Source organism: Deltaproteobacteria bacterium (genome assembly GCA_035063765.1).
Taxonomy (GTDB): domain Bacteria; phylum Myxococcota_A; class UBA9160; order UBA9160; family PR03; genus CAADGG01.
Map to the genome: position 1 here is coordinate 68,701 of JAPSFT010000002.1, position 20,529 is coordinate 89,229.

Annotated in this window: 12 protein-coding genes and 4 tRNA genes; 12 read left to right on the forward strand and 4 right to left on the reverse strand. The window is 70.9% G+C overall.

Annotation, left to right across the window (positions count from 1 at the left end; genetic code table 11):
- Window positions 1-10: 10 nt before the first annotated feature.
- From murJ to OZ948_01630, 10 genes are all read left to right on the forward strand, one after another.
- The gene (murJ, locus tag OZ948_01585) at window positions 11-1,612 is read left to right on the forward strand and encodes a murein biosynthesis integral membrane protein MurJ (GenBank protein ID MEB2343417.1); all 1,602 of its coding nucleotides are present in this window, start codon (window positions 11-13) and stop codon (window positions 1,610-1,612) included.
- A gap of 63 nt (window positions 1,613-1,675) precedes the next feature.
- A tRNA-Lys gene (locus OZ948_01590) sits at window positions 1,676-1,751 on the forward strand.
- Between the two features lie 95 nt (window positions 1,752-1,846).
- A tRNA-Leu gene (locus OZ948_01595) sits at window positions 1,847-1,933 on the forward strand.
- Window positions 1,934-1,977: 44 nt separating this feature from the next.
- On the forward strand, window positions 1,978-3,315 hold the full coding sequence (tig, locus tag OZ948_01600; GenBank protein ID MEB2343418.1) for a trigger factor: 1,338 nt from the start codon (window positions 1,978-1,980) through the stop codon (window positions 3,313-3,315).
- 63 nt (window positions 3,316-3,378) lie between these two features.
- Complete coding sequence (gene clpP / locus OZ948_01605) at window positions 3,379-3,987, forward strand: ATP-dependent Clp endopeptidase proteolytic subunit ClpP (GenBank protein MEB2343419.1); 609 nt, start codon at window positions 3,379-3,381, stop codon at window positions 3,985-3,987.
- A gap of 28 nt (window positions 3,988-4,015) precedes the next feature.
- Window positions 4,016-5,266, forward strand: a complete 1,251-nt coding sequence (clpX, locus tag OZ948_01610; protein ID MEB2343420.1) for an ATP-dependent Clp protease ATP-binding subunit ClpX — start codon at window positions 4,016-4,018, stop codon at window positions 5,264-5,266.
- 5 nt (window positions 5,267-5,271) lie between these two features.
- Window positions 5,272-7,740 carry an endopeptidase La gene (lon, locus tag OZ948_01615; protein ID MEB2343421.1) on the forward strand — a complete coding sequence of 823 codons (2,469 nt, stop codon included), beginning with the start codon at window positions 5,272-5,274 and terminating at the stop codon, window positions 7,738-7,740.
- Window positions 7,741-7,788: 48 nt separating this feature from the next.
- Window positions 7,789-7,864, forward strand: a tRNA-Val gene (locus OZ948_01620).
- A gap of 72 nt (window positions 7,865-7,936) precedes the next feature.
- Window positions 7,937-8,578, forward strand: coding sequence for an SCP2 sterol-binding domain-containing protein (locus OZ948_01625; GenBank protein ID MEB2343422.1), 642 nt, complete (start codon window positions 7,937-7,939; stop codon window positions 8,576-8,578).
- A 133-nt stretch (window positions 8,579-8,711) separates the two neighbouring features.
- Window positions 8,712-8,788, forward strand: a tRNA-Asp gene (locus OZ948_01630).
- A gap of 1,463 nt (window positions 8,789-10,251) precedes the next feature.
- Here OZ948_01630 and OZ948_01635 read toward each other — a convergent pair.
- The 4 genes from OZ948_01635 to OZ948_01650 all read right to left on the reverse strand — a co-directional run bounded on the left by OZ948_01635 (window position 10,252) and on the right by OZ948_01650 (window position 12,054).
- Window positions 10,252-10,491, reverse strand: a complete 240-nt coding sequence (locus OZ948_01635) for a DUF6429 family protein (GenBank protein MEB2343423.1) — start codon at window positions 10,489-10,491, stop codon at window positions 10,252-10,254.
- A 380-nt stretch (window positions 10,492-10,871) separates the two neighbouring features.
- Window positions 10,872-11,162, reverse strand: a complete 291-nt coding sequence (locus OZ948_01640) for a type II toxin-antitoxin system RelE/ParE family toxin (protein MEB2343424.1) — start codon at window positions 11,160-11,162, stop codon at window positions 10,872-10,874.
- Window positions 11,159-11,428 carry an addiction module protein gene (locus OZ948_01645; GenBank protein MEB2343425.1) on the reverse strand — a complete coding sequence of 90 codons (270 nt, stop codon included), beginning with the start codon at window positions 11,426-11,428 and terminating at the stop codon, window positions 11,159-11,161. Before OZ948_01645 ends, OZ948_01640 begins: the two co-directional genes overlap by 4 nt.
- A 311-nt stretch (window positions 11,429-11,739) precedes the next feature.
- Window positions 11,740-12,054, reverse strand: coding sequence for a hypothetical protein (locus tag OZ948_01650; protein MEB2343426.1), 315 nt, complete (start codon window positions 12,052-12,054; stop codon window positions 11,740-11,742).
- A 162-nt stretch (window positions 12,055-12,216) separates the two neighbouring features.
- Between OZ948_01650 and OZ948_01655 the strand changes: the two genes are divergently transcribed.
- Both OZ948_01655 and OZ948_01660 read left to right on the forward strand, forming a co-directional pair.
- The gene (locus tag OZ948_01655) at window positions 12,217-12,507 is read left to right on the forward strand and encodes a hypothetical protein (GenBank protein ID MEB2343427.1); all 291 of its coding nucleotides are present in this window, start codon (window positions 12,217-12,219) and stop codon (window positions 12,505-12,507) included.
- A gap of 24 nt (window positions 12,508-12,531) precedes the next feature.
- Window positions 12,532-20,148, forward strand: a complete 7,617-nt coding sequence (locus OZ948_01660) for a carboxypeptidase regulatory-like domain-containing protein (protein ID MEB2343428.1) — start codon at window positions 12,532-12,534, stop codon at window positions 20,146-20,148.
- The last annotated feature ends 381 nt before the right edge of the window (window positions 20,149-20,529 follow it).

The window sequence follows — 20,529 nt, forward strand, 5'->3', positions numbered from 1 at the left end:
TGGGGGAGACGTGGAGCCGATCCGCAGCGCCGAGGCCGATGCCGCCGCGCGCCGCGAGCGCGCGGAGGCCGCCGGGGTGCCGGCGGCGGCGGCGCTGCTCGCGGGCAGCGTCCTGCTCTCGCGCGCGCTCGGCTTCGTCCGCGAGGCGCTGCTCGCCTACCAGGTGGGCGCTACCGGGAGCGCCGACGCCTACTACGCCGCTTTCACCCTGCCCGACCTCCTGAACCACCTGCTCGCCGCCGGCGCGCTCTCGATCGCCTTCCTGCCGCTCTACACGCAGGTGCGCGAGCGCGGCGAGGCCGAGGCCGAGCGCCTGCTCGCCACGATGATCGGCACGCTCGGGCTCGTGGCGCTCGCGGGCACGGCGCTCCTGTGGCTCGTCGCCGGGCCGCTCACGAGCCTGCAGTACCCGGCCTTCGACGCCGCGAAGCACGCGCTCACGACCCGCCTCACGCGGATCGTGCTGCCCGGCCAGGTCTTCTTCCTGGTGGGCGGCGTCGTGCAGGCGGCCCTGCTGGCGCGCGGCCGTTTCCTCGCGGCCGCCCTGGCGCCGCTCGTCTACAACCTCGGGATCGTGGCCGGTGGCCTCCTCCTCGGCCCCTGGCTCGGGGTCGAGGGCTTCGCCTGGGGCGCCCTCGCCGGGGCCGTCCTCGGCCCCTTCGGCTGCCCGTGGCTCGACGCGCGGCGGCGCCTGCGGCTCGGCTGGCGAGTGGCGCCGCGCGCGCCCGAGTTCCGCCGCTACCTCTGGCTCGCGATCCCGGTCGTGGCCGGCTTCTCGCTGCTCACCGTGGACGAGTGGTACGGGAAGTGGTTCGCGCCGGCCTCGGCCGGCGCCATCGCGCTCCTGAGCTTCGCGCGGCGGCTGATGCAGGCGCCGGTCGCCGTGATCGGGCAGGCGGTGGCGGCGGCGGCGCAGCCGGCGCTCGCGAACCTGTGGGCCGCCGGGCGCGGCGACGAGCTCGACCGGGTGCTCACGGCGACCCTGCGCTCCGCGTTCGCGCTCGGCGTGCTGGCGGGTGCCGTGACCTTCGCGCTGGCCGAGCCGCTGGTGGCCGTCGTCTACGAGCGCGGCGCCTTCGACGCGAAGGCAGCGGCCGAGACGGCGCGCCTGCTCGCCATCTTCAGCGCGACCGTGCCGGCCTGGGTGCTGCAGCAGATCAGCGTGCGGGCCTTCTACGCCCGCTCCGAGACCTGGCGCCCGATGCTCCTCGGTACCGCCTTCGTGCTGGCGGCGATCCCGCTCTACCTGGTCCTCGGGCGGCGTCACGGGATCGAGGGCGTGGCCGCGGCCGGCGTCGTCGCGATGTGGGCGAACGCGCTCGCGACGCTCCTCTACGCGCGCGTCCACTACGGGGGGCCGGCCCTCCTGCCGCTCGCCGCGAGCGCGGCGCGCGCCTTCGCGATCGCGGCGCTCGCGGCGCCGGCCGCCGCGTTCGTGATCGCGGGGCGCAGCGGCACGCTCGGGGCGCTCGCGGACCTCGCGCTCGGAGGCCTCGTCTTCGCCGTGGTGGCGGCGCTCGGCGTGGCCCTGCTCGGTGACGCGGCGCTGCGCGACGCCCTGCGCCGGCTCGCCCGCCGCGTGCCCGCCCGCCGCACCCCGGCACCCGGCTGACGGGTCCCCGCCGCCGCCCGGCGCATGCTTGCCGGCCCCGAGGGTGGGCCCTAGCTTCCGCCCGGGCGCGTAGCTCAACTGGTAGAGCAAGGGACTCTTAATCCCTAGGTTCTGGGTTCGAGCCCCAGCGCGCTCACCACACGCCGCATGCCTCGTGACCCGCGGCCCGATCGATCGTCGAACGAGCCGGAGGGATCTCCGGGTCGGGCCGCCGGGACGCACGTCGGGTACCGGGCCGGGGTGGCGGAACTGGCAGACGCAGTGGCCTTAGGAGCCACCGTCCGAGAGGACGTGCAGGTTCGAGTCCTGTCCCCGGCACCAGATCCGCGCCCGAGCCGCCCGAGCGAGCGCAACCAGAGGAACGCATGAGCGAAGGAACGCAGCCCGGGACGCCGGGAGACCGGGAGGGGTTCGCCCTCGCGGTGCAGGAGGAGGGAGCCGTCACGCGCTGGCTCGAGGTCGAGGTGCCTCCGGCGCAGGTGGACGCGGCGTTCGCGCGCGCCTACCGCGGGCTCGCCCGTTCGGCGCGCGTGCGCGGCTTCCGCCCCGGCAAGGCGCCCGTCTCCGTGCTGCGCCGGCTCTACGGGGCGGCCGTCGCCGAGGACGTCGAGCGCGAGCTGGTCTCGGGGACGCTGCCGGCGGCGCTCGAGCGCAGCGCGCTCGAGCCCGTGAGCGAGCCCGCGGTGGACGCGAGCCCGCCCGCCGAAGGCGGCGCCTTCGCCTACCGGGCGCGCGTCGAGGTGAAGCCCCCGATCGAGCTCGGGGAGGTGGCGGGCCTGCGTGCGCAGCGGCCCTCGGCCGCCGTCCGCGAGGAGGACGTCGAGCGCGAGCTCGAGACGCTGCGCCAGCGCCACGCGACGCTCGTCGAGGAGCCGGAGGACACGGCCGCGGCCACCGGCCACTTCCTCACCGTGGACTTCGTGGGCCGCATCGACGGCGAGCCCTTCGAGGGCGGCCGCGCGAGCGACCACACGGTCGAGCTCGGCCAGGGCCGGCTCGTCCCGGGCTTCGAGGAGCAGCTCGCAGGCGCCCGCGCCGGCGAGGAGCGGATCGTCCGCGTTCGCTTCCCGGACGACTACGCAAGCCCCGTGCTGGCCGGCAAGGACGCCGAGTTCACGGTCCAGGTCCGCGCGATCCGGCGCCGCGAGGTGCCGGCGCTCGACGACGAGTTCGCGAAGGACCTGGGCGAGTTCGCGAGCCTCGACGAGGTGCGCGCGCGTGTGCGCGAGACGCTCCAGGCGTCGCGCGAGCGGCGCGCGCGGGTCGAGCTCCGGCGCTCGCTCCTCGGTGCGCTGATCGAGCGCGTGCCCGTCGAGGTGCCCGCCAACCTGCTGCGCGAGCGCCTCCACCGCCGCCTCCACTCCGCGTCCCACGACCTGCGCGAGCGCGGCGTGCGGGCCGAGCTCGTGGAGCGCCAGCTCGCCCAGTGGGAGGAGGAGTGGCGTCCGGCCGTGGAGCGGGAGATCCGCGAGGAGTGGCTGCTCCGGGAGCTGGCGCGCCGCGAGGGCCTGTCGCTCGACGACGCCGAGCTCGACGAGCGGATCGGGCGGCTCGCGGAGGAGCAGGGCGCCGACCCGGCGCGGCTGCGCAAGGTCTACCGCGAGCACGACCTGCTCGAGGCCGTGCGCGCGCAGTGCCTCGAGGACAAGGCCTTTGAATTCCTGCTGGCCACGGCTAGCGTCGAAGAGGTTGCGGAGCCCTAGCGGACCCCCGCGGCCGCCCCCCGAACCACAGCCCCGGCGCCGGCGCACCAGGAGCGGAGCCCCATGCCCCTGATCCCGATGGTGATCGAGCAGAGCCCGCGCGGCGAGCGGGCCTACGACATCTACTCGCGCCTGCTCAAGGAGCGGATCGTCTTCCTGGGCAGCCCGATCGACGACGACGTCGCCAACCTGATCATCGCCCAGCTCCTCTTCTGCGAGGCCGAGGACCCCGAGAAGCCGATCAACCTCTACATCAACTCACCCGGGGGGTCCGTCACGGCCGGGATGGCCATCTACGATACGATGCAGTACGTGCGGCCCGAGGTGGCCACGATCTGCCTGGGGCAGGCTGCCTCGATGGGGGCCTGGCTGCTCGCCGCGGGCGCCCCGGGCAAGCGGATGGCGCTGCCGAACTCACGGATCATGATCCACCAGCCGATGGGTGGGTTCCAGGGGCAGGCAACCGACGTGGACATCCAGGCGCGCGAGATCCTGAAGCTCCGCCAGCGCATGAACGAGATCCTGGCCGAGCACGTCGGCAAGTCGGTGGAGCAGATCGCCAAGGACACCGAGCGCGATTACTATCTCTCCGGTGAAGAGGCGCTCGCCTACGGCGTCATCGACCAGGTGGTGACGCGGCGCTCGCCGGGAGACGAGGCCGTACGATCGTGAAGCGCTCGAGCACGAAGGGCCGGAGATCGTGAAGAAGCGGGACGACAACGCGAACCTGTCTTGTTCCTTCTGCGGCAAGAGCCAGCGGGAGGTCAAGAAGCTGATCGCGGGCCCCACGGTCTACATCTGCGACGAGTGCATCGAGCTGTGCAACGACATCATCGCGGAGGAGTACGGCCGCGAGGAGGTCGCCGAGCACACCTCGAAGGTCCCCAAGCCCCGCGACATCAAGAAGATCCTCGACGACTACGTGATCGGGCAGGACCGGGCCAAGAAGATCCTGTCGGTGGCGGTGCACAACCACTACCGGCGCATCGAGAGCCAGGCCTTCGTCGGCGACGTCGAGCTCCAGAAGTCGAACATCCTGCTGCTCGGGCCGACCGGCTGCGGCAAGACCCTGCTGGCCCAGACCCTGGCCAAGATCCTGGACGTCCCCTTCACGATCGCCGACGCCACCACCCTCACCGAGGCCGGCTACGTCGGCGAGGACGTCGAGAACATCATCCTGAACCTGCTCCAGGCCGCGAACTACGACGTCGAGCGCGCCCAGCGCGGGATCGTCTACATCGACGAGATCGACAAGATCGCGCGCAAGAGCGAGAACCCCTCGATCACCCGCGACGTGTCGGGCGAGGGCGTCCAGCAGGCGCTGCTCAAGATCATCGAGGGCACCACCGCGAACGTCCCGCCCAAGGGCGGGCGCAAGCACCCGCAGCAGGAATTCCTCCAGATCGACACCACCAACATCCTCTTCATCTGCGGCGGCGCCTTCTGCGGGCTCGAGAAGATCATCGAGCAGCGGATCGGCGTGAAGGGGATGGGCTTCGGGGCGGCGGTGTCCACGGGGGACGGCAAGAAGCGCCTCGGCGACGTGCTGCGCGCGTGCCAGCCCGAGGATCTCCTCAAGTTCGGGATGATCCCCGAGTTCATCGGGCGCCTGCCGGTGATCGCGACCCTCGAGGAGCTCGACGAGCGGGCGCTCGTCTCGATCCTGACCGATCCGCGCAACGCGCTCACCAAGCAGTACCAGAAGCTCTTCGAGTTCGAGGAGGTGCGGCTGCGCTTCACGGACGGCGCGCTCCAGGCGATGGCGCGCCAGGCGCTTGCCCGCAAGTCCGGCGCCCGCGGCCTGCGCGCGATCATGGAGACGATCATGCTCGAGCTGATGTACGACGTGCCCTCGCGCGAGGACGTGGAGGAGGTCGTCGTCAGCGAGGAGGTGGTCGAGCAGGGAGCCGAGCCGATCCTCGCGCTCAAGCGCGAGGCCGAGTCGGCGTAGCGCCGATGGGCATCTTCCGCAGCGACGACGACGACCCGCGGCGCCCGCGCCCGGCCGAGCGCGTCCTGCCGCTGCTCCCGCTGCGGGACATCGTGGTCTTCCCGCACATGGTGGTGCCGCTCTTCGTGGGGCGCGCCCGGTCGATCGCGGCGCTCGAGGAGGCGAGCAACGGGGAGCGCGAGCTCCTGCTCGTCGCGCAGCGCCAGGTGGCGCTCGACGACCCGGGCGAGGGTGACCTCTTCGAGATCGGCACCGTCGGCGCGGTGCTCCAGCACCTGCGGCTCCCCGACGGCACCGTGAAGGTGCTGGTCGAGGGGCGCCAGCGCGCGCGGATCGTCCACTTCCGCCAGGCGCAGCCCTTCTTCGCCTGCGCGATCGAGGCGCTCGAGGAGCCCGACGCGCGCAGCCCCCAGGCCGAGGCGCTGATGCGCACGGTGCGCGCGGGCTTCGAGAAGTACGTGAAGCTCAACCGCAAGGTCCCGCCCGAGATCCTGACCGCTGCCGGCCAGATCCTGGCGCCGGGGCGGCTGGCGGACACGGTGGCGGCGCACCTCGCCCTGAAGCTCGAGGAGCGCCAGCGGCTGCTCGAGATCGAGGCGCCCGGCGAGCGCCTCGAAGAGGTGCTCGGCCTGATGCAGGCCGAGATCGAGGTGCTCGAGGTCGAGGGCAAGATCCGCTCGCGCGTGAAGAAGCAGATGGAGCGCTCGCAGAAGGAGTACTACCTCAACGAGCAGATGCGGGCGATCCAGAAGGAGCTCGGCGAGCGCGACGAGTTCAAGAGCGAGATCCAGGAGCTGGAGGCGGCGCTGGCCAAGAAGAAGCTGCCGAAGGAGACGCTGGCGCGCGCCAAGAAGGAGATCCGCAAGCTCAAGATGATGTCGCCGATGAGCGCCGAGGCGACCGTCGTGCGCAACTACGTGGACTGGATCCTGGCGCTGCCCTGGAACGAGTACAAGGACGAGAAGAAGGACATCGTCGAGGCCGAGCGGGTGCTCGAAGAGGACCACTACGGGCTCGAGAAGCCGAAGGAGCGGATCCTCGAGTACCTGGCGGTGCAGACGCTCGTCGAGCGCATGAAGGGCCCGATCCTGTGCCTGGTCGGCCCGCCCGGCGTCGGCAAGACCTCGCTCGGCAAGTCGATCGCGCGCGCGACCGGGCGCGACTTCGTGCGCGTCTCGCTCGGCGGCGTGCGCGACGAGGCCGAGATCCGCGGCCACCGCCGCACCTACATCGGCGCGCTGCCGGGCAAGGTGATCCAGTCGCTGCGCAAGGCGGGCTCCTCGAATCCCGTCTTCCTGCTCGACGAGGTCGACAAGATGTCGATGGACTTCCGCGGCGACCCCTCGGCGGCGCTGCTGGAGGTGCTCGACCCCGAGCAGAACCACACCTTCGGCGACCACTACCTCGACCTCGACTACGACCTCTCGCGGGTGATGTTCGTCTGCACCGCGAACGTGCTGCACCAGATCCCGCGCCCGCTCCAGGACCGCATGGAGATCATCCAGATCCCCGGCTACATCGAGTCGGAGAAGCTGCAGATCGCGCGCAACTTCCTGGTGCCGAAGGTGATCGAGGCCAACGGGCTCGAGGCGCGCCACGTGGAGTTCACCGACGCGGGCCTCCTCGAGGTGATCCGCCACTACACGCGCGAGTCCGGCGTGCGCGGCCTCGAGCGCGAGATCGCCTCGGTGTGCCGCAAGGTGGCGCGCGAGGTGGTGAAGGAGGGCGCCGAGAAGGCGAAGCGCCGCCGCATCACCCCCGCTGCCGTGCGCAAGCTGCTCGGCGTCGCGAAGTACCGCTTCGGCCGCAAGGAGCAGGAGGACCGGATCGGCGTCTGCACCGGCCTCGCCTTCACCGAGACCGGCGGCGAGCTGCTCCAGACCGAGGTCTCGGTGACCCCCGGCAAGGGCAAGCTCCAGATCACCGGCCGGCTCGGCGAGGTGATGCAGGAGTCCGCCAACGCGGCGATGTCCTACGTGCGCTCGCGGGCCAAGCAGCTCGGCCTGGCGCGCGACTTCTACTCGAAGGTCGACATCCACGTCCACGTCCCGGAGGGCGCGACCCCGAAGGACGGGCCCTCGGCCGGGATCACGATCGCGACCACGATCGCCTCGGCGCTCACCCGCGTGCCGGTCCGCGCCAACGTGGCGATGACGGGCGAGATCACGCTGCGCGGCCGCGTGCTCCCGATCGGCGGGCTCAAGGAGAAGCTGATCGCGGCGCACCGCGGCGGGATCGACACCGTCGTGATCCCGAAGGACAACGAGAAGGACCTGAAGGAGATCCCCGCCGACGTGCTGCGGGGCCTGCGCATCGAGCGGGTCGAGCACATGGACGAGGTGCTCGCGCGCGCGCTCGCGGTCGAGGAGCCCGGCCGCTTCCTGCACGCCGGCGACCACGCGCTCGAGGAGATCTACGAGCCGCCGCCCGCGCACGCGCCCGAGGCCGACATGCCGAGCGCGGGCGTGAACTGAGGGCAGGGGCCGCGCGCGGGCGCGGGGCCGCAGGCGGCAAGCAGTTCGGGGCGTGTAGCTCAGCCGGGAGAGCGCCTGGCTTACACCCAGGAGGTCGGCGGTTCGATCCCGTCCGCGCCCACCAGTCGCCCGGCGCCGGGCGCGGCGGTACGCTCGCGCCCGCGCCCGTGGGCGCCCTCCGGAGGTCCCGCCCGCCATGTCGCCGCTTCCCCCCGCCGGCACGTCCGCCCAGGAGTTCTTCGAGGTCCACGTCCCCCGCGCCTACCAGGGCGCCGAGCTCCCCGCCGAGGCGAAGCAGGTCGAGGTGACGCTCGGCGTGAAGCTCGACGGCGCGGGCGGCGGCGAGTGGCGCATCCAGCTCGGAGGCGGCGCGATGAGCGTCGCGCCGGGCTCCGTCGAGGACGCCGCGTTCGCGATCCTCCAGAGCGTCGAGGACTGGCGCGGCGCGCTCTGGGAGGGGCGCGGCGGCGCCTTCGGCAAGCAGTCGCGCGCGCTCTTCGAGCCGGGCGCCGGGGGCGGCGCCGCGGGCGGCATGGGGGCGGGCGCGCTCCAGCAGCTCCAGGCCCTGCGCGGCGTCATCCGGATGGTGGTCGGCGGCGGCCCGGGCGGGGACTGGGTGGTCGCCTTCAAGCTCGGCCCCGGCCCGATCCCCGCGGAGCCCACCACCACCGTCACCATCACCGCCGAGGACGCCGACGCCCTCGAGCGCGGCACGCTCGACCCGATGCAGGCCTTCCTGTCCGGCCGCATCCAGATCGCCGGCGACATGACGCTCCTCATGCAGATGCAGGCGATCCAGATGCAGGCCGCCGCGGCGGCGGCCGGCAAGCCGAGCTGAGGCGCCGCGCGCCGCGGCGCCACGCAGCGCGGCGCCGGCGAGCGCAGCCCACCGGGCCCCCACGGCTCGCCGTAGACCTTTTGCAGGCCCCCCCCGGATCGGCTACCCAACCGCCGCTCGGCGCCTGGATTCCGGGGCGGTAGTTCAATCGGTTAGAGCACCGGCCTGTCACGCCGGAAGTTGCGGGTTCGAGTCCCGTCCGCCCCGCCAGTTTCCCTTGCCGATCGTGGGGTTTGCGAAGCCGGTTTCGCCGCGGATCCACAGCGGATCCACATTCGGTCGGTTCCGCGGTCGGATCACGTCCACCAGCGCTAGGTCGCCGAGCTTCGCGTAGCGCTCCGTCGACCGGCTATCCGCATGGCGCAGCATGCGCTGGATCATCTGGAGAGAGGAGCCCTGGGCCAGCCAGGCCGTGGCGCTCGAATGCTTCGTGCCCTCGTACATCCGGACCCGCACGCCCACCCGAGCGGCGGCCCGGTTCCACTCCTCGCGCAGCGCGTTGGCGATCCAGCGCCTGTCGCGGTTGCGAGCCGTCGGGTTCGGGAAGAGGGCGATGCGTTGGCGGAGCATCCCCTCCTTTGAGAGCTGGAAGAGCCGCCACTCGATCCAGCGCTGAAGCTCCTCGTCCACCGGGATCCAGGCCGCGTTGCGGCCCTTGGTGCCGTGGGTCGGCGCGTTGGCGTTAGGGCCCTTCACGGCGCGGGAGATCGTGAGACCCGGGACGTCCTCGATGACCCGGTAGTCGGTCACGTCGGCGGCGCGAATCTCGCCGGGACGGATGCCGAGGCGCGCCGCCAGGAACGCGCCGCGACGGTCCCAGGCGATCTCCTCGAGGATCCCGCGCTGCACGCGCGCGGAGATCAGCCTCGGGGCATATTCGTCGACGGGGACCTCCGGAAAGCTCGGGATCGTGTCGATCAGCTCGCGCCGCTTGAGCCAGGTCACGAACGAGCGGAGCCCGCCCAGCACGTTGCGGCGCGTCTTGGCCGCGATCCCGCGCTTCGCGAGCCAGTGCGACCAGTCCTCGACCGCGCCGGCGCGGATCTCGTAGATGCTCTTCCCGCGCCACCAATCGAAGTGTCCGCCGGGCTTCGCCCAGCGCTCGAGCTCGCGCAGGTAGGTCGGCGAGCGCTCCCCCATGGCGGTACGCTCCCGCATGATCTCGAGCCAGCGGTCGAGCCACCGCTCGACGCGGTGCGCGCGCGACGTCTCCGGCATCAGCCGCTCGATCGCGCGCGGCGTCCAGACCCTCCGCCACCTGGACCCGGATCGACGCCAGGAAGTGCTCGGCCATCGCGCGGTCCTTGAAGCGCGTGCCGCGCGCGCTGTAGAGCTTCCCGCGCCGTCCGAAGTCGATGTACCAGCGGAGCTGGCCGTCCCTCGCGCGCCGGCAGCGGACCTTTCCGAGCCCCTCGGCCACGTCCCATCGCATACCACAGGCGCGGGCGGAAGTGTCGCCGGCCGGAAGGAGCGGTGCGCCCATGGGTCCTCCGGGCCATCCGGAGGGGGCGACGGGAAGGGGATGGAGCAAGCGCCGTGCCGGCGGAAGCGAGCCGCGCGTGGCGTGCAGCTTCGCCGGGGCGTGGCGCAGCCGGTCGCTTGGAGGCGTGCCGGCAACCAGGCGCCGCCAACGCGCCGACGTCAGGGGCCGGCGCGCGCGCCGCGGGGCGCGACTACGGCGCCTTTGCGAACAGTCGCTCGAAGAGCTCGCGCGACCGAGCCGCGCCTTCCTCGGTCAGCACTACCGACTTTGCCGTGCTCCTCGGGTTGCCGATCAGCCCGCGCTCGTGCAGCCGATTCAGTGCGTCCCAGTCGTGACTCTTCCAGGCGCGCTGCACCCCGTGCTCCTCGAAGCTCGTGAGGTAGAGGAGCGCGAGAACGGCGTCGTCGATCCGGTCGGTGTCGTGATCCATGCTCGATCCCCACGCGGGCAGCGCCCGTCTTGGCGCAGCCAGCCTACCTCAACCGTGCCGCGCCCTTGCTACGGAGCGTCAGTGGAGCGCCCGTCCGTGTGCAGGCGAGCTGCCGGCGGACCGCCGCTCCGGTGTACGCACCGCAGCTTCACGGCACGCGCGCCGGCGAGTCGACGGCGGATTGGCGGCGACTCCGGTGCAGCAGCGGCGACACGGCGGCAGCGATGCGAGGAGGGATCAGGCATCCACCAACATGCGACAGCAGGACAAAGAGCGGTCCACTTCTCCAGGACCGCCCGCCGGTGCTCGGCATTTCGTGGCCCATCCTGCGGCTTGTGGGCCAAAGGTGGGCCACGCCAACTCCGCCTCGGCGCGGTCAGCTAAGGGTCGAAGACTCGCGGTCGTCGGCGGCCGTGGTACACCGCCAGCACGTCGATCCGGTCCTCCCTCACGACGTAGAAGACGCCGTACGGGAAGCGCCGGAGCGCGGCTCGCCGGACCTGGCCCTGCACCTGAGGGTACGCCTCGGCATGCCGGGCAATGCGCACGAAGCACGCCGTGACGGAGCGCAGGAAAGCCTCTCCGAGCCCGGGCACCTGCGCCTCGTACCAGCCGAACGCCTCGTCGAGATCGGCCTCGGCCCGCGACCGGACCGTCAGCGGGCGCGTCACCTCGGACGTTGCCGAATGCGCTCCAGCACCTCTTCCCAGGGCGCTCCACCTGCCGGGTCCGCGTCCGCCTCGGCCAGCCTCCGCTCCAGGTCCTCGCGCTGCTCGGCGGTCAGGGAGAGGGGCTCGCGCTCGCACTCGGCGGCGATGCTGTCCCAGAGCTCTTCCACGAGCTCCAGTCGCTCGACCAGCGTGAGCTTGAGGAGTTCCTCTTGGAGGGCGGCCTTGGTCATGTCGAGGAGGGTGCCGCCGGGCCCGAGGAGCGGCAAGCCCAGCGTCGCTTCGCCGGCGCCGGGACGGCAGGTTCTGGCAGCGCTTTGGATGGATCAACGGCAACGGGAATGCAGCACCTCGGAAGCGCGGCGGGGCGCGCCGGCGCGGCTCGAGTGCGTGGTCGGTTGGCGAGCAGAGGACCGAAGAGGTGCGAGCTGTGATGCATCACCCGCGACAGCAAGATAAGGGGCGGAGGAATTCCTGGAAATCGCCGCGCCTCTTCAGGAATTCGAGGGAGTACCCACGTCGTGGCGGAGGAATCCTCCGCCCAGGATGCGGCGCTGCTGGCGGGCGTGGGCGCGTCCGATCAGAGCTCGACCGTCCCGCTTTCTTCACAGCGCGCCTCGACCGGCGGGCTCCAGGCGCCGCGCGCCGCGTCCCACTCCTCGTAGCGGAGCTCCTCGCTGGCGACGCAGACGGGGGCGGTCTGCCCGGGTGTCAGCGTGCCCTCGAAGATCCAGGTGGCGCATGGTTCGGCGGCAGCCGGGTCGCAGGCGCGGATCTGGGCGACGGCCGGATCGGAATCGATCTTCCAGAGCTCGCAGCAGGCGGCGCCGGCCGAAGACGGAGCGAGGCTGGCGAGCCAGCCGGCCCCGAGCAGTGTCGAGAGCGTGCGCTGCATTGCACGCGCATCGTACGCGCCGAGCGCGGCTTGCTGCAACAGCTCTCCCGTTCCTTGGCGAAAATTTGGATCAGTCGAGCGCCCCCCGATTCGTGGTAGGGTGCGCGCGGCATGGGCCCGAGATGCGCTCCTGTGTTGCGCCGGATGAGAATGCTGCGTCGGATGGGAAGCCGGTCGGCAGCCCCGTCGTGGCTCGCACTCCTGCTGTTCGGAGCTGTCGCTCCAGCGAGCGCCGCAACCTTCTCTTTCGAAGCGAGCACGCCAATCGCGGGCGACTCGGTGCCCGTCACGGTCACGCTGGCGGACGCGCCGGAAGGCGACGCTGTCGACGTTTCGGTGTCGATCCCGGCGGGAGCCGGTGATCTCTTGGGGCTCTTCGGCAATGTGTCGCCCGAGAGCCTGGCTGGCGCTCTCGCGGTGGCGGATGCCACGGGCGTCGTGACCCAGTGGTAGGCCGCACCGAACCAGGTCTGGAAGGTGGGCGGCGGCAACGTGATGTCGCCGGTCAAGACCTGGGACTGGGGCGCGCGCTTCGGACAGGCGGGGAGCGGCGGCGGGGCGATCGAGGCCGCCTCGTTTCGCCTCACGGCGCCGGGTCTCACGGCCGCGAGCCTCGCCGACGCCACCACCCAGGGCTGGCGCCTCGGCGTGCGGATCCAGGGGACGAGCGGCCCGGAGGGGTCGGCGAAGATCGGCATCGCCGCGAGCCAGCCGCCCGCGGGCCAGGCGCCCACAGTCGCGATCGCGGCGCCGACCGACGGGGCGCTTCTCGCCGCCAGCGAGGTTCCGGTCTCGGGCAGCTTCACGGGCACGGCACCGGTGGCCGTAGCCGTCAACGGCATCGCCGCCACGCTCTCTGGCCCGAGCTTTGGCGTCACCCTGGCCCTTCTCGACGGCGCCCACACGCTCACCGCCTCGGCGACGAACGCCTCCGGCAGCGCGAGCGACGCGGTTGCGATCACGGTCGACACGACGCCGCCCGTCGTCACGATCACGAGCCCGCCAGATGGGACGCTCACAGCAGCCGCGACGGTGACCGTCACGGGGACGGTCGTGGACGCGGGCCTGATCACGAGCTTCACGCTGAACGGGGTCGCCGCTCCCCTTGCCAACGGGGCCTTCGCCGCCGAGGTTCCGCTCGAGATGGGCGGAAACCCCATCTCAGCCGTGGCGACTGACGCCGCCGGCCACAGCGGGTCGGACGCGACCTCGGTCGAGCGCGGCGCTCCGCCAACCATCTCGATCACAGCTCCTCCCTCAGGGTTCACGACGGCCGAGGCCGAGATCGTCGTGACGGGGCAGGTCAGCGGGAGTGAGCCCCTGACGGTCGTTGTGGGATCCGTGCCAGCCTCGGTCGCGGCCGGGACTTTCTCCGCGACGGTTCCCCTCTCCGTCGGAACCAACACGATCGCCGCGACGGCCTCGAACACCTTCGGCACGGCCAGCGCATCCGTCGCGGGCACTCGGACGGAGGCCGCACCGCCGCTCTCGATCACGATCGATTCGCCGCCGAGCGGTGCGCTCGTCTCCTCTCCCTTGGTTGCCGTGGCGGGTTGGGTGAGCGACGGAGCCGCCGCGGTCGCTGTCGGCGGTGCGACCGCGATCGTGACTGGGAATCGGTACGTGGCGCCGGGCGTCGCACTCGTCGAGGGCGAGAACACGCTCGTCGCAGTCGCAACGCGCGGTGCGGATTCGGCGCAGGCGGAGACGGTCGTCACGTACAACGCGCCGCCTCGTGTGGTCATCACGACGCCTGCGGACGGCAGCGTGGTTCGCTTCCCGCAGACCGACGTCGAGGGCTTCGTCGACGATCCAGCGGCCCTTGTGGACGTGAATGGGCGCGTTGCCGCCGTGGGGCATGCCGGACGCTTCGTCGCGCGCGACGTCCCGCTCGACCTGGGTTCCAATCTGCTCACGGCGCGCGCCATCGACGTCTACGGAGCGGGTGGAGAGGACACGGCGCGGGTCACGCGCGAGGATGGCGCCGCAGGAGTCGTCCGGCTGGTGTTCGTTCGGGAGGAGAGATACCCCTTCCTCGGCGATGGCGAGCCGATCCCTCTCATCGCAGAGACTGTCGAGCAGTTCGGAGAGACGCTCGGCTTCCTCGGGTTCCCACCGGAAGAGTTCACGCCTGCGATAGACCGGATCCAGCATACCTATGGCGACGGACACGTATTCGCATTCACGGAGGATCCCGGCTCTCTCACGGTCTTCCAGAACGACGAGCAGGTCGACGACCAGATTCTGCTGGAGCCGATCGAGCTGCTGCCTGACGACTTCGTCTTCCAGTTCGGCCAGCTCGATCCGACGTTGATCCCGGACATCCTGCCCGTCGGCTTCGACGCACGGTACTACGCCGAGCTCGACTTCTCGTTCGAACCGGAGACCATGCCTACCCCCGGTGAGGTCGTGGTGCGAGTCGAAACCGACACGGGCGCCGTGGGCGCCTTGCCGATCCGCATCGAGACCGGCCTTCCCGCCGTCGAGATCGCCAAGCCCGTCTCCGGGTCGGTCGTTCGCGCCAATGCGGTCACGATCTCCGGCACTGCGTCGGATGACGTACACCTGTTCGGTCGAGCCCGCTACTTCCTTTTCAACGACGAGATCGGCGTGATCGGCTCGGGCTCGGTCCCGGTCGTGAACGGACGGTTCGTGCTGAGCGATCTCGCCGTCGACGAAGGGCGACAGTGCGTCACGGTGACCGCGCTCGACGCGGCCGGCAACAGCGAAGGGGATCTCACCTGCTTCACGGTCGACACGAGCGGACGACTGGTCTCACTCGCGTCGCTGCGCGATGGGCAGACCGTCGTGGGCTCGACGCTCGCCGTGAGCCTCGATTTTGCGGTCCCGCTCACCCTCGTCTCGGTGAACGGAGTCGCGGATGGCCGGGCCTTCGCTGCGGGCCTCGCCGAGCAGGCGATCTCCGTCTCGCTGGCGCCAGGCCCGAACGTCATAACGCTCGTCGTCGACGACGGGAATGGTCCCAGCAGCTTCGAGTTCGCGCTCTTTCGGCTCGGGTCGCCCGAAGCGATCCGGATCACGAGCCCAGGCGACGGCGCCGTGCGCAACACGCCGAGCGTGCCGGTCACGGTGCAGGCGCCGCTCGGTACGAGCCACGTCCAGGTCAACGGCGTCGCGGCGACGCCGCAGCCGGACGGGGTCAGCTTCGTCGCGAGCGTACCGCTGCGGTCCGGCCCGAACCGCATCGAGGCGATCGCGGCGCCGTACGGCCAGACGGCAGCGATCACGGTCGAAGGCGACTTCCAGCCGCCCTCCCTGCACTTCGTCCTGCCGCCCGACGGGGCGCGGACGGTCGCCGATTCGTCGGACCTCGTCGGCTTCGTCGACGAGCCGGTCTCGGTCGAGCTGGAGGGGCCGGGCGGGAGACGCCGCGGCACGGCCGTCTTCGACGGCTCGCTCAGCGACGTGCTGCTCCGCTCCTTCGTCTACCGGTTCGATCTTCCGAGCTTCCCGCTTGCAGAGGGTGTCAACCCGCTGACCCTCCGGCTCCGAGACAGGGCGGGGAACGAGACGACGGAGACCTTCACGCTCGAGCGGGCCCTCTCAGCGGTGTCGCTCGTTACTCCCGTCGACGGGGCATCGCTTCCCGAGTCGCGAACTACGATCCATTTGGAGGCTCTCACCGACGTGACCATCGATGCCTGGTACGCCGGCGGGCGCCGGCTCGCCGCCTTCGATGGTGTCGGCTTCGGCCCTGGGAGCGCGACCTTCACCGACGTTCCCCTTGTACCCGGCAGCAACGAGATGCGGATCGCCTACCACGGCCCGGACGGAGCAGCACAGGTCTTGCTCTTCGAGTTGCACTCGACGGCCTCCGCCGGCGCTGTGGTCACGGGTGTCGTGGAGGATCTGCGTACGGGAGCGCCGGTCGCCGGCGCGCTCGTCCGAGTCTCGGTCAGCGGCATCACGCTCATCGTCGCCACGGACGCCGAAGGCCGGTATCGAGCCGAGGTCGAGGCTGGAGACATCGAGATCACGGTCGAACGGGAGGGGTTCCGTGCCGCCACCGCGACAATCGCTGCTCAAGGCGTGACGAGCCTCGACTTCGCACTCGTTCCCTGGAGGACTTCGAGCGAGGATCTCCCGGGCACGGGGCCGGGCATCGCGACCAGCCGCGTGGAAGGCGTCGTCACGGACGGGACCTCGGGATCGGCGCTTGCCGGGGTCGCTGTGACGGTTTCGTCGGGCACGACGGAGTTCGTCACCGCGACCGATCTCGACGGCGCCTACGTCGTGGAGGCGATCCCGGCCGGTCCCTTCACCGTGGCGTTCGAACGCGCGGGCTATCTGCCACAGTTGTTCGAGGTGCCCTTCGATGCCCCGGTCGACTGGACTCTCGACGCGGCACTCGAGGTGGGGGCCGGCGGTGGGCTCGCAAGCAGCAGCCTGAGCGGCCGGGTCTTCGACGAGGACACGGGCGCAGGCCTCGGCGGGGCGGCGATCACGGTGGACAGCGGCGGCACGATCCTGACGACGACCTCGGAGCCGAGCGGGAAGTACCTCGTGGAGGCGATCCCGCCGGGCCCCTTCTCGGTCACCGTGGCGCTGGACGCCTTCGTCACGCGCAGCTTCGAGGTTCCCTTCGAGGAGGCCGCTCCGATCGAGGTCGACGTGCCGCTCGTGGCGTCCGGCGTATCGGGCGGTGCCGCGGCGAGCGTCGTGCGCGGCACGATCCGGGACGAAGCCACGGGAGCGGCCCTTGCCGGCGCGCTCGTCACGGTGACCGCGACGGGCGCCACGCTCGCGGCCACGACCGACGCCACCGGCGCGTTCGCCGTGCGGGGCATACCGATCGGCGCCTTCACGATCACCGTGGGCCGGGATGGCTACGTCCCGCGCGTCTTCGACGCGCCCTACGAGATTGCGGTCGTCCTGCCCCTCGATGCCACGCTCTCGCCGCTCGGGACCACGGTGACCGTCGTCGGAACGGTTCGCAGCGGCCTCACGGGCCAGCTCGAGCCGGGAGTCACTGTGCGCCTGCTCGGCACCTCGCGCACGGCGACGAGCGACGGCGCGGGCCGCTTCACGCTCATGGACGTTCCGCTGGGCACGGCGCAGAGCCTCGTCCTCGCAAAGCCGACCTTCCTCGAGGAGTTCGTGACGTTCACCGCGACGCAGGGGGCTGCGGGCCACCCCGTGCAGCTCGACCTCACCTATCCCGTCGTGCAGAGCTCGGAACGCTCGCTGACGATCGGAACAGAGGCCGAGGGCACCGTCGTGGACGCCCTGACCGGCCGCCCGCTGGCCGGTGCGGAGCTGCAGGCGGGGAGCGCGACTACAGTCGCGGACGCCGACGGTCGATTCATCCTCGAGGGCCTTCCGCCCGAGACAGTGGTGCGCGTGACCGCGACTGCCTCCGACCACGAGGCCCAGGGTTTCGACGCGCTCGTCGTCGCAAACGGCGATGACCCGCTCGACTTCCGCTTGGCTCCGACGCTCCTCGGCGAGGTGGCGGGCACCGTGACGGATGCCGCGACCGGGGAGCCGGTAGCGTACGCGGAGGTGGGGATCGAGGGCAGCACGTTCCTCTCGGCCGTGACCGACGGCGACGGGACCTATCGGCTGCTCGCCGTGCCCGCCGGCGCGCACACGATCGTGGCAACCAGCCCCGAGCACTTCCCGCAGGCGAGCACGGGCTTCTCCGTGAGCGCTGGGGCCACCGCGACCTTCGACGCGGTGCTCCCGCCGCGCCCGAAGGTGGGTGGCCTCGCTGGCCACGTGCTCGACGCCGCGACGAGCGCGCCGATCGCGGGGGCCGTCCTCACTCTCGCCGACGGGCGCAGCGAGACCTCCACGTCCGACGGCAGCTACGCATTCGCCGGTGTCGCCTCGGGCCTGGCGCGGCTCACGATCGAGGCCGCCGGTTACCCGGCGGCGAGCCGGGTTGCGCCCGTCGATGCGGATGTGGATGCCGCAACGCCCACCGTCACGACCTTCGACTTCCGCCTGGATGCGAGCACGGCTTTCGATCCGAGCGAGGCCAGCGGCCTCATCGAAGCCGCAGAGGGCGGCTCGATCGAGACGCCCGACGGCCGCATGCGGCTCGACATCCCACCGGGCAGCCTCACGGGCGACGGCGTCATCACGATCCGCCAGTCTCCGGCGCCCGTGGCCGGTCCGGGCGAGGCGCTGGTCTCGGACCCCGCGCTCGGCCTCCCGCCGGTGACCGCGCTCGCGGACGAGATCGAGATCCTGATCGGTGCGCCACCGGGCGGCGGCGACAAGCCGCTCCTTGCCGGGCCCGTCTACGTGGTGGCGCGCTACTTCGAGGACTTCGCCGCGGGCGCGAGCGCCGCGGAGGCGAGCGCCTTCCCCTATCTGCACACCGGCTCGGACTGGACGGCGCTGCGCATGGTGCCGTACCTGCACGCGGTCGATCGCATCAACAACGTCATCGTTACGGCGTTGATCTTCGAAGAGACGGAGACGGGGCGGGACGTCGTGGCGTACCAGACGACGCGGCGGCCGGTGCTGCTCGCGCAGGCCGGTGGCGACCTCGGCGGCATCGTGGTCGATGCGTTTCGCCTGATCGTCAGCAGCGTAGCCCGGTCGCTGTCGTTCGACCCGGCCGTGGCAGTCGTCGATCTGAGCAACCGCCCTCCCTTCAACGAACAGCAGCCCAGCGCTCCGTTCTATGCCATCAACACCCACTCGCGGCCACTTCTCGTGACGCACGGGTGGGATCCACTCGCGATCCTGCGCGACGCCTCGCTCATCATGGACCCCATGGGCCCTGACGGGGCGCGCTATGGGCAGATCGTGAGCGACCTTGTGGAGAGCACGAACGCGATCTATCGCCCGATCTGGCTCACCTACAACTCGCGGCTCGGCATCGACAAGAACGGACAACGGCTCGTCCGCGCCCTGCGCGAGCAGTTTCCGGAGGGCACGCCCGAAGAGCCGCTCGTCACCGATGCATTCGCACCGCCGGGTGCATTCACCAACCCCAAGGCCTTCCGGACCTTCGATTCCTACGGCTTCAGCATGGGCGGCCTCATGAACCGGAGCTTCCAGCTGGGTTCCTACTATTCCGATCCACCCATCAGTATTCCCGGCGACAGCGGCCGCCGAGGCCGCATCCAGCGGATGATCGCGATGGGGTCACCCCATCACGGCGCACTCCAGGTGCTGCGGCTCGCGGTCTCGGTGGCGTCGTCGGTTGCCTACAGGCTTCCGATCGAGACGCTCCTGAACATCTGGTCGCCTGGTACGGCCGATCTGCTGGACTACGTCGACGACGATGCCGTGCCGTGCGCGCTCTCTGGCAACCCGACGCTTTGCGCGCTGAACAACGACCGCCGCAGCAGCCCACACGTGGTGGCGTCACTCATCGCCGGTACGAAGTCCACCAGACGCCTCGCAGACGGCATTGATCTCGATCTCGGGTATCTCGTCGATCCCTTCCAGAAGAGCGACAGTGTGGTGCCGGTCTCCAGTGCCCATGGTGAGAGCACCTTCGATCGACGAGTGGTGCCCGCCCTGACCCGTCGGCGCACCAGCGAGCAAGTGTTCGACCACTTCCGGGCCGGCACCGATGCGACCGCGCAGGGGGAGGGCAACCAGCGGATCACGGCCTTCGTGGGGGAGGACATCCTGCCTGTGCTGCAGGACCACTGGGTGGTTCGGGAAACCGGCCTGGTCGAGAACCAGCCTCTGGCGCCTGGGGTCCGGATTGTCGACTGCCCCACGCTGACTCAGCGCGGGTTGATCGAGGCCGACTTCTTCTTCGACTACAAGGCGGCTAACGGCGGCTTGACTGGCATCGCGTTGGTTTCTTACGCCGAGGACCAGAATGGTTCCTGGCAGATCATCTCCGGAGCGGACCCATCTAGTCTTGAACTCTATTCGACCACGCTCCTCCCTGTCGACGGGAACTCCCGAGGCAAGGATCGTGAAGAGGGAAGACTTAGGTTCGCGGAGCGACCCGCGGCGGGGATCGACGCACGCCGGGTTCTCACCCTTGTTGCCACGACCGGTACACTCAGCTCGACCGAGGGACGAGCGCAAGCGGCTCCCACCGCCGCGCAGGTCGAACAGCTTGATGAACTTCAGCGGATCCATACGTGTCCATAGTGCTGCTCCTGATCTTGTACTTCGGGTCCTTGGAAGCCCACGCCTCGGCTTCCAGTGACCTTTGGCAAACTCTCTCGCCAATGCCCGAACCCCGACGCTTTCATCTCGCCGGTGTTGGGCTCGACGGGCGACTCTACGTCTACGGCGGCACTGTGACGGGGGCGGATGGCGAGGATCGACACGGGCTCGCGGGCACTTCTCTGGTCATCTACGACCCGGAGCGCGAGAGTTGGATTCGGGGCCCAGCACTGCCCAAGCCGGAATTCAAGACCCTGGGGCAGGTTCGCCATGGATGGTTCGACGAGCAAGGTCGTAGACACGAAGAGATTTCTCTCGAGGAAGTGACTTCAACGACTGATCTTTCCCATGAGGTTCCAATGG